The organism is Streptomyces inhibens (assembly GCF_003389455.1).
Classification (GTDB): Bacteria; Actinomycetota; Actinomycetes; order Streptomycetales; family Streptomycetaceae; genus Streptomyces; species Streptomyces inhibens.
Map to the genome: position 1 here is coordinate 1 of NZ_QUAC01000195.1, position 13,466 is coordinate 13,466.

9 protein-coding genes and 3 pseudogenes are annotated in these 13,466 nt (G+C 68.8%); 8 read left to right on the forward strand and 4 right to left on the reverse strand.

Annotation, left to right across the window (positions count from 1 at the left end):
• Nucleotides 1-280: 280 nt before the first annotated feature.
• The 3 genes from DY245_RS24180 to DY245_RS24190 all read left to right on the forward strand — a co-directional run bounded on the left by DY245_RS24180 (nt 281) and on the right by DY245_RS24190 (nt 4,375).
• A complete protein-coding gene (locus DY245_RS24180) occupies nt 281-1,621 on the forward strand; it encodes a serine/threonine-protein kinase (protein WP_128509338.1) in 1,341 nt (446 codons plus the stop codon).
• A gap of 234 nt (nt 1,622-1,855) precedes the next feature.
• Nucleotides 1,856-3,778 (forward strand): SpoIIE family protein phosphatase, encoded by a 1,923-nt coding sequence (locus DY245_RS24185; RefSeq protein ID WP_244943226.1) that lies wholly within the window; start codon nt 1,856-1,858, stop codon nt 3,776-3,778.
• A 306-nt stretch (nt 3,779-4,084) separates the two neighbouring features.
• Nucleotides 4,085-4,375, forward strand: a complete 291-nt coding sequence (locus tag DY245_RS24190; RefSeq protein WP_128509339.1) for a hypothetical protein — start codon at nt 4,085-4,087, stop codon at nt 4,373-4,375.
• Here DY245_RS24190 and DY245_RS47905 read toward each other — a convergent pair.
• Together DY245_RS47905 and DY245_RS46675 are read right to left on the reverse strand one after the other, a co-directional pair.
• Complete coding sequence (locus DY245_RS47905; protein WP_342354211.1) at nt 4,323-5,210, reverse strand: EF-hand domain-containing protein; 888 nt, start codon at nt 5,208-5,210, stop codon at nt 4,323-4,325. The two genes, DY245_RS24190 and DY245_RS47905, sit on opposite strands and share 53 nt — an antisense overlap.
• A 20-nt stretch (nt 5,211-5,230) precedes the next feature.
• Nucleotides 5,231-5,746, reverse strand: a pseudogene (locus DY245_RS46675) (oxygenase MpaB family protein); the annotation flags it as partial.
• Nucleotides 5,747-6,287: 541 nt separating this feature from the next.
• On the opposite strand from DY245_RS46675, the gene DY245_RS24200 reads away from it, so the two are divergent.
• Both DY245_RS24200 and DY245_RS24205 read left to right on the forward strand, forming a co-directional pair.
• Nucleotides 6,288-7,277, forward strand: a complete 990-nt coding sequence (locus DY245_RS24200; RefSeq protein ID WP_128509340.1) for a hypothetical protein — start codon at nt 6,288-6,290, stop codon at nt 7,275-7,277.
• 300 nt (nt 7,278-7,577) lie between these two features.
• Nucleotides 7,578-8,117 carry a hypothetical protein gene (locus DY245_RS24205; protein WP_128509341.1) on the forward strand — a complete coding sequence of 180 codons (540 nt, stop codon included), beginning with the start codon at nt 7,578-7,580 and terminating at the stop codon, nt 8,115-8,117.
• 627 nt (nt 8,118-8,744) lie between these two features.
• Here DY245_RS24205 and DY245_RS24215 read toward each other — a convergent pair.
• Nucleotides 8,745-9,839 carry a hypothetical protein gene (locus tag DY245_RS24215; RefSeq protein WP_128509342.1) on the reverse strand — a complete coding sequence of 365 codons (1,095 nt, stop codon included), beginning with the start codon at nt 9,837-9,839 and terminating at the stop codon, nt 8,745-8,747.
• A gap of 784 nt (nt 9,840-10,623) precedes the next feature.
• Here DY245_RS24215 and DY245_RS24220 point away from each other — a divergent pair.
• Together DY245_RS24220 and DY245_RS24225 are read left to right on the forward strand one after the other, a co-directional pair.
• Nucleotides 10,624-11,216 (forward strand): annotated as a pseudogene (locus DY245_RS24220) (pyridoxal-dependent decarboxylase); the annotation flags it as partial.
• 100 nt (nt 11,217-11,316) lie between these two features.
• Nucleotides 11,317-12,561 (forward strand): hypothetical protein, encoded by a 1,245-nt coding sequence (locus DY245_RS24225; RefSeq protein ID WP_181923845.1) that lies wholly within the window; start codon nt 11,317-11,319, stop codon nt 12,559-12,561.
• Nucleotides 12,562-12,577: 16 nt separating this feature from the next.
• On the opposite strand, the gene DY245_RS24230 is transcribed toward DY245_RS24225, so the two are convergent.
• Complete coding sequence (locus DY245_RS24230; RefSeq protein ID WP_128509343.1) at nt 12,578-13,291, reverse strand: LAETG motif-containing sortase-dependent surface protein; 714 nt, start codon at nt 13,289-13,291, stop codon at nt 12,578-12,580.
• On the opposite strand from DY245_RS24230, the pseudogene DY245_RS45340 reads away from it, so the two are divergent.
• Nucleotides 13,278-13,466: pseudogene (locus tag DY245_RS45340) on the forward strand (hypothetical protein); the annotation flags it as partial. The gene DY245_RS24230 and the pseudogene DY245_RS45340 overlap by 14 nt on opposite strands.

Here is a 13,466-nt window from a genome sequence, read left to right on the forward strand (position 1 = left end):
CATCCACGAAGCCTTTCTCACCCTGGGATGCGCACTCATCTGCTGGCGGCGCCTGAAGTCATTGCGTTAGGAGTTCTTAGGGCCGGATAGCCGACCAGAACACTACTGCGATGCGAGGAGCGGTGCCGGCACACGGTCTCCGGCAGGAGTGCCGGGGCCGGGAAAAGGTATCTGCGGGGCCGGTATGCTGGGGCTGCTGCGGCACCTCCCACCCTCACCCACGTGGTGAGTTACGGCCTGCGGTGGTCGAGACGTCTCATGGCATGAGGATGAAACACAGGTGCTGATAGCGGGCCGGTATCGGCTGCAGGACGTGGTCGGTCGGGGAGCGGTGGGGGAGGTCTGGCGGGCCTTCGACGAGACGCTCGGCAGACCGGTGGCGGTGAAACTCCTGCTTCCCCAGGGCTCCGACCCCAGCGCCGCCTCCCGCTTCCGCCTGGAGGCGCAAACGGCCGGATGCCTCAACCACCCGCACGTGGTCGGTGTCCTCGACTTCGGCGAGCACGAGGACCGTCTGTTCCTGGTGATGGAACTGGTCGAGGGCGACAGCCTTGCCCGGCTCGCCGGTTCCGGCCCGCTGCCCGCCGAGCGCGTGGCCCTTATCGCTGCGCAGGCCGCGGCCGGGCTCGCCGCGGCCCACCGGCAAAACATCGTCCACCGGGACATCAAGCCTGCCAACCTCCTGCTGGACGCCGATGGCGCGCTGAAGATCGGCGACTTCGGCATCGCACGGTTCGTCGACGACCCCGGCGCCGCCCTCACCGCCACCGGACAGATCGTCGGCACCAGCCTCTACCTCGCACCCGAGCGCGCCCTGGGCCGGCCCGCCGGCCCTGCCTCGGACGTGTACGCGCTGGGTTGCGTGCTCTACCAACTCCTCACCGGGCGGCCGCCGTTCCAGGCGGACACCGCCCTCGCGATCCTCCACCAGCACCTCGACGCCTCCCCCGTGCCACCCCGGCAGCTCGGCGCCAGCCTCCCGCCTGCCTTCGAGAGCTACCTGCTCGGGCTCCTGGCCAAGCAGCCCGAGGACCGGCCCACGGCCGATCAGGTGGCGGCCTGGTTCGGGCGCGGAGCCTGGCGCGGGGCGCCGGAGCCCCTGCCGCAGGAACTACCGGACCAGGGCCGCGGGCCCGCACCCTCCACCGTGCGCGGGCCGCACATCACCGGCCCGGGCGCCGTCGTCCCCGGCACCCCAGTACCAGGCACCGCCGTACCTGCCCCCTCTGTCGGGGGCGTCCATGTCCCGGCAGCGGAAACGGAGTGGAAGACGACGGTGCACCGGGCCGCGCCGCACCGCCCTCGCCTGCCTTTCACCCGCCGTTCCCGCCTGGTGGCGCTGCTGGGCGGTGCCGCCTTGTTCTTCGTGGCGCTGCTCGCCGGCTTGACGTGGTTCTCGCCCGACACCGGTACGGCGCAGGTGCCGCAGGCTGAGCCGTCCGCGGTCGTGAACCCTTCCATCTCACCGTCCCCGGCATCGAATGGGGCTCCCTCATCTTCACCCACACCCTCGCTTCCTTCATCCGCTGCGCAGACTGCCGACGAGAAGACGGCGGCACCGGCCGACGCCAAGAAGAGCCCCAAGACAGCGGGCAAGCGCGGAGACAAGGGCAAGCACTGACCAGGGTGTACCGAGCGGCGTGGTGACTTGGTGCGGCCCTGACCGGGCGACCCCTGATGTACGGCGAAGGGCTCTCCCGGTTGCAACGGCTTTTACCGCCTCGCGCGTTGAGTCCGGCCAAGAGGGAGATGCCGGACAGACATGGGTCGGGCGAGGGGAGGACCGGCGTTGCCGTAGAACTGCTCGTCGACCACTTGGAGTACATGGTGGCGCCGTGGACACGCGACCTCCGCAGTGGTGCTGCCGTGGTCGGACCGTTGGCGACGGGTCACGATCCACGGTGAACGCACGGGCACCGCGTACGGCCTGTTCGGCACGCTCTCTTTCGCCCATGCGGTCGACGTCGCTTTCCTGGTCCTGGCCGGGCTGACTCCGTTCCAGAGCTGGCTCCTGCCAGGTCTGGAGCACTCCGGGCCGCCAGTGCCGCACGTTGCTGCCCAAGACAGGTCAAGGCTTCGGGAGGTCGAACGGGACCTCGCCCTGTCCACCCGGCTGATTTCCCAGTCTCCCATCGGGCCGGCGATCCTCGATACCGATCTGCGGTACGTGGCCGTCAACCCCGCCCTGGAGCGGATGTACGGCATCCCCGCGGAAGACCACCTCAGCCGGCACTACCGCGAGATCATGACCTCCGCGAAGTTCGCGGTGCCCGAGGCCGCGATGCAGCAGGTCCTCGAGACTGGGGCTCCCCTGGTCGACGAATACACCATCGTCGGCCACACCCCCGCCGACCCCCACATGCACGCCTGGTCGATCTCGCTGTACCGGCTGGACGATCCCCAGGGGCGGACGCTCGGGGTGGCCGACCTGGTGGTGGACGTCACCGACCGTTACCAGGCGGCTACGGAGGCCGCCGAGGCCCGCCGGCGTCTGGCGCTGATCGCCGACGGCTCCGCGCGCATCGGCACCACCTTGGAGGTGGAGCAGACCGCCCGAGAGCTGGCCGACGTCACCGTTCCCGAGCTCGCCGACATGGCCACGGTCGACGTCCTCGACTCCGTCATCGACGAGCACCGCCCGCCCCTGGGTGACGGCCCCGCGATCTTCCGCGCCCTCGCGGTGCAGGCCACCGACCCGCCCGGCCAGTTCGCTTCCTACGACGCCGACCGGCTCCCCACCGAATGCGTACGCACCGGCCGGCCGATCCTGATCTCCCACATGGATGACGCCGCCCTGGCCCGCCTCGCCCGCGACGCCCGCGCCGCCACGTTGCTGACCCGCGCCGGCGTGCACTCCTACATGCTGCTCCCGCTCACCGCCCGCGGCCAGATCCTCGGCTTCCTGGGGCTGAGCCGCGCCCGCAACCCGCAGCCCTTCGACGAGGACGATCTCGCCCTCGCCGGCGAGCTGGCCTCCCGCGCCGCCGTGTGCATCGACAACGCCCGCTCACACCAGACGGTGCGCAACGCCTCCGAGACCCTTCAGCGCAGCCTGCTCCCCGACCACCCGCCTCACCTTCCCGGTCTGCAGATCGCCTCCCGGTACCGGCCCGCACTGGCCACGTACGAGATCGGCGGCGACTGGTACGACGCCCTCCCGCTCGACGACGACAAGACCGCACTGGTCGTGGGCGACGTCATGGGCAACGGCATCGACGCCGCCGTCACCATGTGCCGCCTGCGCACCGCCACCAGCGCCTTCGCCGACCTCGACCCTGCCCAGGTCCTCCAACACCTCGACAAGATCACCTCAGGGCTGGAGCAGTACATAGCCACCTGCGTCTACGCCGTCTACGATCCACACAGCGCGGAGTGCCACATCGCCACCGCAGGCCATCTGCCCCCCGTCCTGATCCGCAACGGCAAGCACCCGCAACTGCTCCACCTGCCCACCGGCACCCCGCTCGGAGTCGGCGGCGTCCCCTTCATGACCACGACCTTCCCCGTCGGCTCTGGTGATCGGCTGGTCCTGTACACCGACGAACTCGTCGAGGTCCGACATCACCCCATTGACGAACGCCTCGACACCCTCCTGCGCTTGCTTGACGCACCCCACCGCACCCTGGAGGAAACCTGCGACCGGCTCCTTCGCGAACTCCGGCTTCCCGCGGACCCGGATGATGTCGCCGTGCTCATCGCACGCATGCAGCCCTTCGCGGAGACTGGCGATCTCACGGGGGATCAGCACACCTCGCTGCTTCGGGGCGGCATCCCATGATGACGGATCACGGATGTGCGGCCCGGATCCACAGGAAAGCTTGGATTGAAGATTGAGTTGACGGCGGCCAGGCCCTTGTCTTGTCAGACTGACTGGACCGTGTATGCATGAAGGCCCGAAGGGCAGCGAGAGCCGGTGTTACTCACGCTCGGAGTATTTCCGCGCAGCTCCCTCGACGAGCGGCACGCGATCGACGGGACTGCTCACATCACGTTGCGACCTCGAACTCGCGCACCTGCCGCTACATCATCTGGCGGAACACGCACGCCCGCGACGAACCACGACGCGAGGCAATACGAGCGGTACATGGGTCGGTGGAGCCGGCTTGTCGCGGAGGAGTTCACGGCGTGGCTCAACTGCGCGGACGGTCTGCGGTGCGTGGACGTGGGATGCGGTACTGGTGTGCTGTCGGCTGTGGTGACCGCCCGGTGCCATCCTCGATTGATGGTGGGAATCGAACTGCTGCGGGAACTGCTGCGGGAATCGCCGCTGAACCGCCAAGGCCCATCAGTGGCTGCCCCCGGCACTTCGCCCGCATCGGCCGCTATGGGCGTCCGAGGAGTTGGCTGCCGGCCGTGTTGTCGGTGCGGGCGGTGAAGTAGTCGGTGAAGGCCTGGACGAATTCGTCTTCGGTGATGCGGCCGTCTCCATCGTGGTCGAGCTGGCGGAAGCCGTGGTTGAGTTCGGCCGGGTGGACCCGGGAGCCGCCGAAGATCGTGCGGTACTCATCGGCGCACAGGTGTCCGCTGCCGTCGGTGTCCGCAGCGTGGAAGATCGCCCGCACCGCGACATGCAGCCCCTGTTCGAGATAGGCCGGCCCGGCGTCGATCCCGGTGAGCATGGCGGTGACGAACTCCTCGCAGGTCACCTGTCCGTCGTCGTCGGCATCCATGCCGGTCCGCAGGTGCTGCCACCAGGTCTCGAAGGCGGCATAGACGCGGGCTTCGCGCTCAGGGGTGAGTTCGAGCGGCCAGCACACGTTGTGCGCCATGGCCTGCAGATCGGCCGAGCTGATGCGGCCGTCGCCGGTCTGGTCGAGGACCTGGCGGAAGAAGGTCCGCAGGCGCGCCGGGCGGGAATCGGCACCCTTGCGGCGGCGTGGTGCGGGAAGCCGGACAGGGCTTGCCTCCGGCGGGGAAGGACGGTCGGTGGAGGCGGTGGGAGGCTGCGAAGTCGAGGAGTTGCCCGCCAGTGGGGTGCGGTAGCGGCGGTGCTCGGGCAGCGCATCCATCAGCACGCGCATGCCACGGTGCAGGATGAGGGACAGCAGGGCCGCGCGGCGGGTGCGGGGCAAGTTGAAGCGCTCGCGGAAGGCTTCCGGCAGGTCCGCAATGGTCAGCGCACCGATCACGTGGGCGGCCACCGTGCGCACAAGCGGCCAGGCCGGCTTCAGGTGGCCGAGACGGCGGGGTGCGGGTGCTTCACGGAGCATGTCGAAGAGCAGGTAGCGCNACGGCGGGGTGCGGGTGCTTCACGGAGCATGTCGAAGAGCAGGTAGCGCACAGGTTCGCTGCATTCGAGGCGCTCGCGGATCGTGCGGTCCATATACGCGGGCACGTCCGCGGCCGTGGCCGGGAACAGGTCGTCGGAGAGGCCGAACTCGGTACACACCGCACGGAATTCTCCGTACATCTGATCCAGTTCAGGCGGCGCCAGCGGGCGTCCGGACAGTTCCCGCATCGCCGTCATGCACTCGTACAAGGTGACCAGTACCCACACCCGCACCGCCGGGTCCAACGCTGTGAACGGCCTGCCCTGCTCGTCGGTCCCGGCCAGACGGCGGTGCGTGCGCTCCAGACGGGCAACCTCACGGCGTAGCCCTTCACGGTCGGAGAAGAACAGCCGCTTCCCGCTGTCCATGGTGTGCTCGATACGCCGCCACGGGTGCGCGCGGTAGGTGGAGAAGTTGGCCATGCCGGCGGCGACCGCCGGATCCGCGGTCTGCAGAACCAGCAGCCGCCATGCCACCAACCCGATCCGCCACTCCCCCAGCGTGCGGCGCAGCAGCGAATCAGGACCAGGAAGATCAGCGGTAGCCAAGGGGACGTCTCCTCAAGCACGTGTACAGGTATGAGCAGGGGACGCCCGAAGAGCGATCATCCGGCTATCCGCCCAGCCCAACGGTCCTACCGGAATCCGGGAGCGGCCAGGTTCCCGAATTCACCCATCCGAGACACGCCACAGGGCCGCGGAAACGGGCGATTCAGACACGGGACTTCTACCGGACCACCTCTACCCGAGCACGGCATTCCGAGCAGGGCGGTTCTCCGGGGCGCCGCGAGCGTCCGGTTGGAGTTCAGACAGCTCAGAGGCGGTGGAGGCGACGGCACCCTGCACAACACCTGTCGTGAAGGGATCCGCTTCGAGGTTCTCTCCCCAGACCTTCTTGAACAATCACGCCCGCGACCGGACTTGGGGGTGTACGCCTTAGTTCCAGCAAGGTCGGCAACGGTGGGGGCAAACACATGGCACTGCGTAGGGGCGGAAGGGCGACCTTGGATTCGAAGTCATGCCCCTGATCGAACTGGCGCTGCCTGCTCCCGATGGACAAAAGCTACTCAGTGACCGTCACGCAGAGACCGTTACAGCTATCAGCGATGCTCTCCGCACATCGCTCGACAACCTCTCCAGGCTGCAGGGGCGGCAGACGCAGTACGCATTTGAAGCTGTGGTGGTAGCTCTCGGCTCCGTCCGCCTGATCAAGACCGAGGATTCGGGACTGTTCTCTTTCGATGATGCTGGTGGTGAACTCCAGCCACCTGACTTCCGAATCGTTCTGAGTGACGGCGCCCAGCCGCTGGTCGAGGTCAAAAACGTAGCTCCGACCGGAACCGGCTTGGAGGCCAAGGTGCGGGCCAAGGACATGGCCTCAGCCCAGGCGTATGCCCAGGCCACGGGAGGACGACTGCTCTATGCGCTCTTCTGGAGTCGCATGGGTATCTGGACGCTGGTCGACCCGTCCGCCTTCAACCATGTCGGAAGCCAGCAGCGACTGTCCTTCGTTGCTGCCTTCAAGGCCAACGAGATGCATTTGCTTGGGGACAGAATGCTCGCGAGCGAGCCACCGCTCACATTCTCGCTGATCACGGACCGAGACAAGGAGCAGGTGGTGGAAGGGCTTGGGGACGGGGAGGAGACCCGGGAGCTCACCATCGGTGGGGTGGAGTTTCTGAGCGCTGGGCGGGTCATTACCGACCCTGACGAGCAGAAGCTGGCTTGGTTCCTGATCATGCATGGTGACTGGCCGCAGACCGAGGAGTCCCAGTTCGACGCCCAAGGACGGCTGGTGAGTCTGGACTACGTCTCCGCGCCGGAACCTCCAGATGAGGACGCGGCACGTCAGATCGCGGAGCAGGCATTCGCAATACTGTGCACGCTCAGCAAGCTGTACACCCTCCGATTACTGGAGGCCACCACTACGAAACAGGGCGATATCCGAGCACTGCGCGAAGAGCCCGAGCCAGCCCTGCTCGCCCAGTTGGTCCCCGATGACTACTGAGTACGGCAAGAGCACGTTCTGCGCATCTGGCGGTTTCGCCTGTACCCGGCAACGACGACTTCCGGAAGCACACCCAATGTGAGGTGAATCCGCCATCGCGCGTCACGCTCGCGCCGAGCCCGGGCGGTGAAGCTGGGGCATGAGTCCGTGGTTGGCCGAGCGGGCGGCAGCAGCTCGTCGAGACATCTCCAGCTTGCAGCGCGAGAGGACCAGGGTCAGCGAGCTGGCGTCCCCTGCCGTGTGGCCTCGACCGCCGCCCGGCAACAGTGCACAGGGGATTCTCTGAGGCAAGGAAGTGGCATGGACGCAGGAACAGCAGCGATTCTGGGAGCCGCCGTCGGCGGGCTGTTCGGCGCTGGCGGCACGCTTGGGGCGGCTTTCCTCACTGGCCGTTTCCAGGGCCGCAGCCAGCACGGCCAGTGGTGGCGCGAAGGAAGACGTGCTGCTTACAGCAACTTCATCGCCGCTGTCACCTCGTTCCGGGAAGCTGCCGACGCCCTGGAAATGGCCGATGATCAGGGACGAGACGAAATTGAGCTCTCCGAACTGCTTAAGACCGTTCACGACCGATGGCCGGCCGTCCGCAGTACCGCTCCCGTTGTCGCCGTCGAGGGCCCTCAGAAAGTCGCCGACCTCGCCGCGAAAATCGAACGACACGTTGAGGGCTTCGCCATCCACTCCGACCTCGACGCCGAGGAAAGAGCCCACGGCCAATCCGACGGGGGCCGCACCTTCCTGTGCGAAGCTCACAACGCTCTCGTGGACATCTCACGCGACCTGCATGCCTTCGCGGTCGGAGCCCGGGAGACCCTCGACCGCGCGGACACCACCGGCCAGTAGCCACGAGTCGTGCAACAACCCGTCGCAGAGCCACACCCCCCGAGAACGAGTCCTGGGAACTCAACGAACCCCATCACCCCACGTCGCACGACACCCGAGCCGCCCCCAGAGAAAGGGGGTTCCCGCCGAGCCCGTACCGGTGACAGGGCTGTTGGCGTCGTGCGCGCCGTCCGACCCGGCCACTCTCCCCCGGATACTCCGCTCAAGGGCCTCTCGGTGCCGTTGCACAGAAGCCCCCGGCTGGACGGGGGATGCCAGCCGGGGACTTCAGTTCTCGTGCCCCGCACAGTTCAGCAAAACGCGGTCGCGTGATCGGTTTTACGCCCTCGCGGTATCTTGATGCAGGTGTTGACCGTTGTGACTGAGCGCTCTAGTTGGCCAGTGAGCATTGCACTCGGCCGTTGAGCGCGGAACTGTCCAGCGCAACTGGTGCTGCGTACCGGACGTGGCTGACTCGGCGCGCTCGATGTCGCGATCGGCGTCGTCTACTGGCTGGCGCTCGTGCACGTCGCCGCCCGGCTGCACGCGGTGCTCGGCCGACCGGCCTGGCGCCGGCGCTGGGAGCGGATCGGCGGCTGGATGTTCATCGCCCTCGGGGTTGGGGTGGCCGCCGCCGAGTAACGCCCGCTAGGACCGCGTCGCCCTCCCGCACTCGTCCCCAGAGGACTCGCCCCGCCCGACCGGCGTGCTGCGGTCGTACGGGTCGATCTCCGTGCCGGCCTCGTCCGCCCGGCGGTCCGTGCCGAAGGGCGGGGTGAAGTAGCCCGTGGGGGCGCCGCAGCCGCCGTTGGTCATGTCGTACTTGTACGAGACGATCGAGAACGTGCCCGGCTCGGTGATCACCTTGTCAGGGTCGTCCCAGCTCAGGACCAGCTCGCGCCGGACGATCGTGCGCACGATCTCGTCGTCGCCGCCCGCGTCCGCGCGGGTGACCGGGTAGACGAAGGTGACGTCGGCGGTCACCTGGAGCGCGCCGCGCTCGCCCTCCCGGTAGGTGAGCCGGCCCCGGGTCTTCACGACGTCGCCGACCAGGTGGGTGCGGGAGGGCTGGAAGCGGCTGAAGAGGAGGAGGGGGTCGTTCTTCTCGCTCGGGGTTCGGAAAGCGGTTTTCAGGAGGTCTTGGACGTCCTTCTGGTGCGGGTTGATCAGTGCAATCGCCTTCTCGGGGCGCTCGCCCTGCAGCACCCCGCGGTCCAGGCCGGACGCGACGAGGAAGTCCCGGCTGCGGGCGAGGGCCCGCTCGACCTCGGCCGCGCTCATCCAGCCGACCGCCCCGGCCTTCGGCACGGTGATCCCCGCCGCTCCGCTCGCCCAGCTCGCCGCCGGCGAACCGCGGAACGGCTCGTCCATGGTGGGGCGTTGGGCCGCCTCCGTCGGGGGTACCTGGGTCGGGCGGGCGGTCTCGGCCGCCAGCGGCGGGGAGTCAGCGCCGGCGAACAGGTCCACTATCCGCCCCGGCGCGAGCGCCACCACCAGCAGCACCAGCGAGGCCAGCAGCCCGACCACGTACCAGCCCGTGCGCCGCTTGGGCCGCGCGGGCGTGTAGCTGCGCCAGCCCTCCAGGCCGCGGCCGGGCTCCGCGCGCAGCCGCTTCGCCACGGCGCGGGCCCGCGCCGACGGCTCCTTGGGCGCGTCGGCGGCACCCGCCACCGACTCGCGCAGAAACCGCTCCCACTCCTCGTCGGACCTGGACGAACCGTCCGGCTCCGTACCCGCACCCATCCCCAACCCCCTGGCAATCAGTAGACCGCGGCCCACTCCCCTGGGACGCGTCCGCATCATCACACAGAGCGCTGACAGCGAGGCCGGCTGGGCGGACGGTGTGGGCGCGCCACCCTTTCTCAACTGGCCAACTGAAAGGTTCTGACCGACCTCGGCCACACCGGTGGATACCACGTTGTGAACCGCTACATGATGGCCATCCGGGAGGGCATCGCGGTCCCTGCCAGAATCAAAACGATCAAGCGGCAAATGTACGGGCGAGCCTCATTCGCACTGCTCAGAGCCCGCGTCCTCCTTCAGCCGTAGGCATCACGGAAGAGCGGTCAGAACCTCCTAGTTGGCCAGTGAGCGTTGCACTTGGCCAGTTGAGCGAGTCGGAGCCCTGACGATCCCCGAGGGTCAACCTCGGTCGATGCGGGCGGCGAGGTTTTCGCTGTATTCGTGAAGTGCGGCCGTCAGTAGGTGGTAGTTGTCAGCGTCTCTGCCGGGACGGCACCAGGACTGCGCTTGCTGTCGGGCCTCGTTGCCTCGGGGGCCGGCTGGTCCGCGAACCCAGGAAGCGGTGGGGGCGAAGGTGAGGTCTCCGGCCCGACTCGAAAGAGCCGCAGCATAACGGCGTACTTCGTCCGGTCGGCCGCTTGCTGACGCGCTGTGCTGACGCAACTGGCGAGATCCTGCTGCGCGGGCGCGGTGGCTATCCATGATCTGCCCGGAACTGTCAGTGCCCGTTGGTACACACAGATTCAGGGCCGTGGGGTGCTGCCCGCCGTCACGGGGAGGGGCCCGCGGCACCTCCATCAACACCTCCGGGCACAAGTACGGCCTGGTCTGCCCCGGCGGCTGGGCGCTGTGGCGCGACCAGGAAGCGCTGCCCGAGGAGCTCGTCTTCCGGGTCAACTACGTGGGCAGCGACATGCCGACCTTCGCCCTCAACTTCTCCCGCCCCGGCGCCCAGGTCGCCGCCCGGTACTACACCTTCCTGCGGCTGGGCCGGGCCGGCCACCGCGCCGTACAGCAGGCGACCGCGACGTGGCCCGCACCATGGCCGAACGGATCGGCGCGCTGGGCGACTTCCGCCTGCTCACCCGCGGCGACCAGCTGCCGGTCCTCGCCTTCACGACCCCGGACGACGTGAAGTCCTTCGACGTCTTCGACGTGTCGAGCAGGATGAAGGAGCGCTGCCGGCTGATCCCCGCCTACACCTTCCCGCCGCACCGCGAGGACCTCTCCGTCCTGCGCATCGTCTGCCGCAACGGCTTCTCCCAGGACCTCGCGGACATGTTCCTCACCGACCTGGAACAACTCCTGCCCGAACTGCGCGACCAGCCCCGCCCGTTGCAGCGGCCGGAGGGCGTGGCGACGACCTTCCCTCACTGAGCGCCTACTGCGGGCCGGCTCAGCAGGCCCGGCAAGCACAAAGCAACCGATCGGGCACCAACCCCCTCTCTCCGGGAAAGGCTGTCAAGGGGGAAGCGCCGTGGGTTGGTCACGTATCACGATCGGCACGGCCGTCGCGGTGTGCGGCGGGATGGTGGTGTGTGGTGTGGGTGCGTCCAGCAGCGCAGCGGCCGACGAGGGCGGCCGCGCCAGGAAGAAGCCGCAGCTGCTGTTCCAGTCCGACGGCGAGCGGCCGGGTGAGCTCGTCGACCTCCAGGTGGTCGGCGTCGCCACACGGCACGAGAAAGTCGTCGTGCAGTCCCCGGCCTTCGCCCACGCCGTCCGGCTCGCCTACGACCGGGACCCGATGGCGGAGCCCTCGTGGGGCCTCAGCTACCAGGCGCGGGGCCAGATCGCGATGAAAGCCAAGCGCGGCACGTACCCGCTCAGGGTCGAGATCGCCGGGCGTGTCGTGAACCGGGGAACGGTCCACGTAGTGGCGTCACACCGGCCGTCGTTCGAAGTGAGTGGTTCCGTGGAGGGTGTGCGCCCCGGTGAGTCGGTGGGGCTGTTCTTCGACGACCTGTATCCGGGGGAGACGGGCAGTTCCTTCACGGTGCACTCGAAGGCGTTCAAGGCGCCGGTCCCGCTCAGGCACGACGACCACGACGGGTACTGGAACAATCCCCGGATGTTCGAGGCGGTGCCGAGCGTGCTGCCGGACGCCGAGGACGGCACGTACAAGGTGGTGCTGACCGGCCCGGACGGGCGGCGGATCGCCGAGCGCCGGCTCACGGTACGGGCCTCCCGACCCGGCGACTACGACTACAAGGGCAAGGTGCGCGGCCCCGAGTTCTTCAGGAAGCACAGCGACCTCGGCGAATCCACCCGCCACTTCCGTGTCAAGGCCGGCGGCCGGATGCACGTGCTGTGGCAGGACGCCTCGCCCGATGCCGGGGAGGAGAAGCGGCTGACCGCGACCTCCCCGGCGTTCGAGGAGCCGGTACGGCTGGAGCGGGACGACAGCAAGTCCGCCGACGGCTCTGACCCGCGCTTCTACGGTCTGGCCAGGATCCGGTCCGGCTTGAACAGCGGCAGCTATCCCGTGACGGTCGTGAGCCACCACGGGCGGGTCAAGCGGAGCAGCCGGCTCGTCGTGACGGCGGCGCCGGGGCACCACGGCGACAAGCCGGGGCACGACGGCAACACGCCTGGGCGCCAACGCGATCGCGGTAGCTTCCCGGCCGTGGCGGTCATCGGCGGCGCCGCCGCGGCGCTGGCGGTGGGCACGGCCGGCGTGCTGCTGGTCCGGGCCCGGCGGGCCCGGACCGGCGATTCCCGCTGATCCCGCTTCCGCCCGCCTACGCCCCGGAACCGGCCTTACGCCGACGCACGACGAAAACCGCCCCGGCACCTGCGACGACCGCGGCGCCACCGATGGCGGCTACGGTCGGCAGCGCGGAGGAGGAACCTGTCGTGGCGAGCTTGCCGGTGGCCGGGATCCCGTCGTGAGTGCCGTGCGCCGCGGGCTTGTTCCCGGCGCCGCCCGTGCCGCCCGGCCTGTTCGGCGTTCCCTGCTTACCCGGCTTGCCCGGCTTCGCCTTGGCGTCCTCGACCTTGCCGGGCTTGCTGCCCGCGGACAGCACGGTGAAGTCGAACTGGCTGATCTTGTCGAAGCCGCACGTGCCGTCCTCGCCGTACGAGTGGCCGATCGTGAAGAAGTAGCCGGATCCCGCCTTGGCCTTCTTGCCGATCTTGATCCGCATCCTGGCGTCCGCGTGCTCCCCCGGCTCGAGGCGCTTGACGGTGGTGAAGTCGTCGTTGTCCTGGAACTTGGCGCCGTCGCCCTCGATGGGCTTCCACGTGCCGGTCGCCGGGTTGTACCACTGGACCGTGACCGCCAGCTCGGAGACGTCATCGATCTTCGGGTCGGCGGTGCCGAGGGAGAGGGAGATATCGGTCTCCATCACCGTGATCTTGGATACGTTGGTCACGCGGTAGGCGAACTTGTGCCAGCCCGACCCGGCGACGATCTTGCTCGGGAGGCCGCGCAGCCCCGTCTTGCCGCGATCCACGTCGGAGATCGGGGAGCAGAAGGTCGGGCGGGTCCAGGCAGGTGACGGCGTCTGGCTCGGCGCGGCCGACTCGGCGCCGGCCGGCTCGGCCGATGCGGAAGCAGCCGGCGTGCCCGCCTCCGGAGCACTCGGCTCGCCCCCCGGCGTGGCGGTGGCGGACGCGGCGGGGGCGCCG

Excerpts from the sequence above, each read along its gene's own strand:
- DY245_RS24190 (WP_128509339.1), top strand. The coding sequence starts at position 4,085 with ATGGGTCGGTGGAGCCGGCTTGTCGCGGAGGAGTTCACGGCGTGGCTC.
- DY245_RS47905 (WP_342354211.1), bottom strand. The coding sequence starts at position 5,210 with ATGCTCCGTGAAGCACCCGCACCCCGCCGTCTCGGCCACCTGAAGCCG.
- DY245_RS24200 (WP_128509340.1), top strand. The coding sequence starts at position 6,288 with ATGCCCCTGATCGAACTGGCGCTGCCTGCTCCCGATGGACAAAAGCTA.
- DY245_RS24205 (WP_128509341.1), top strand. The coding sequence starts at position 7,578 with ATGGACGCAGGAACAGCAGCGATTCTGGGAGCCGCCGTCGGCGGGCTG.
- DY245_RS24215 (WP_128509342.1), bottom strand. The coding sequence starts at position 9,839 with ATGGGTGCGGGTACGGAGCCGGACGGTTCGTCCAGGTCCGACGAGGAG.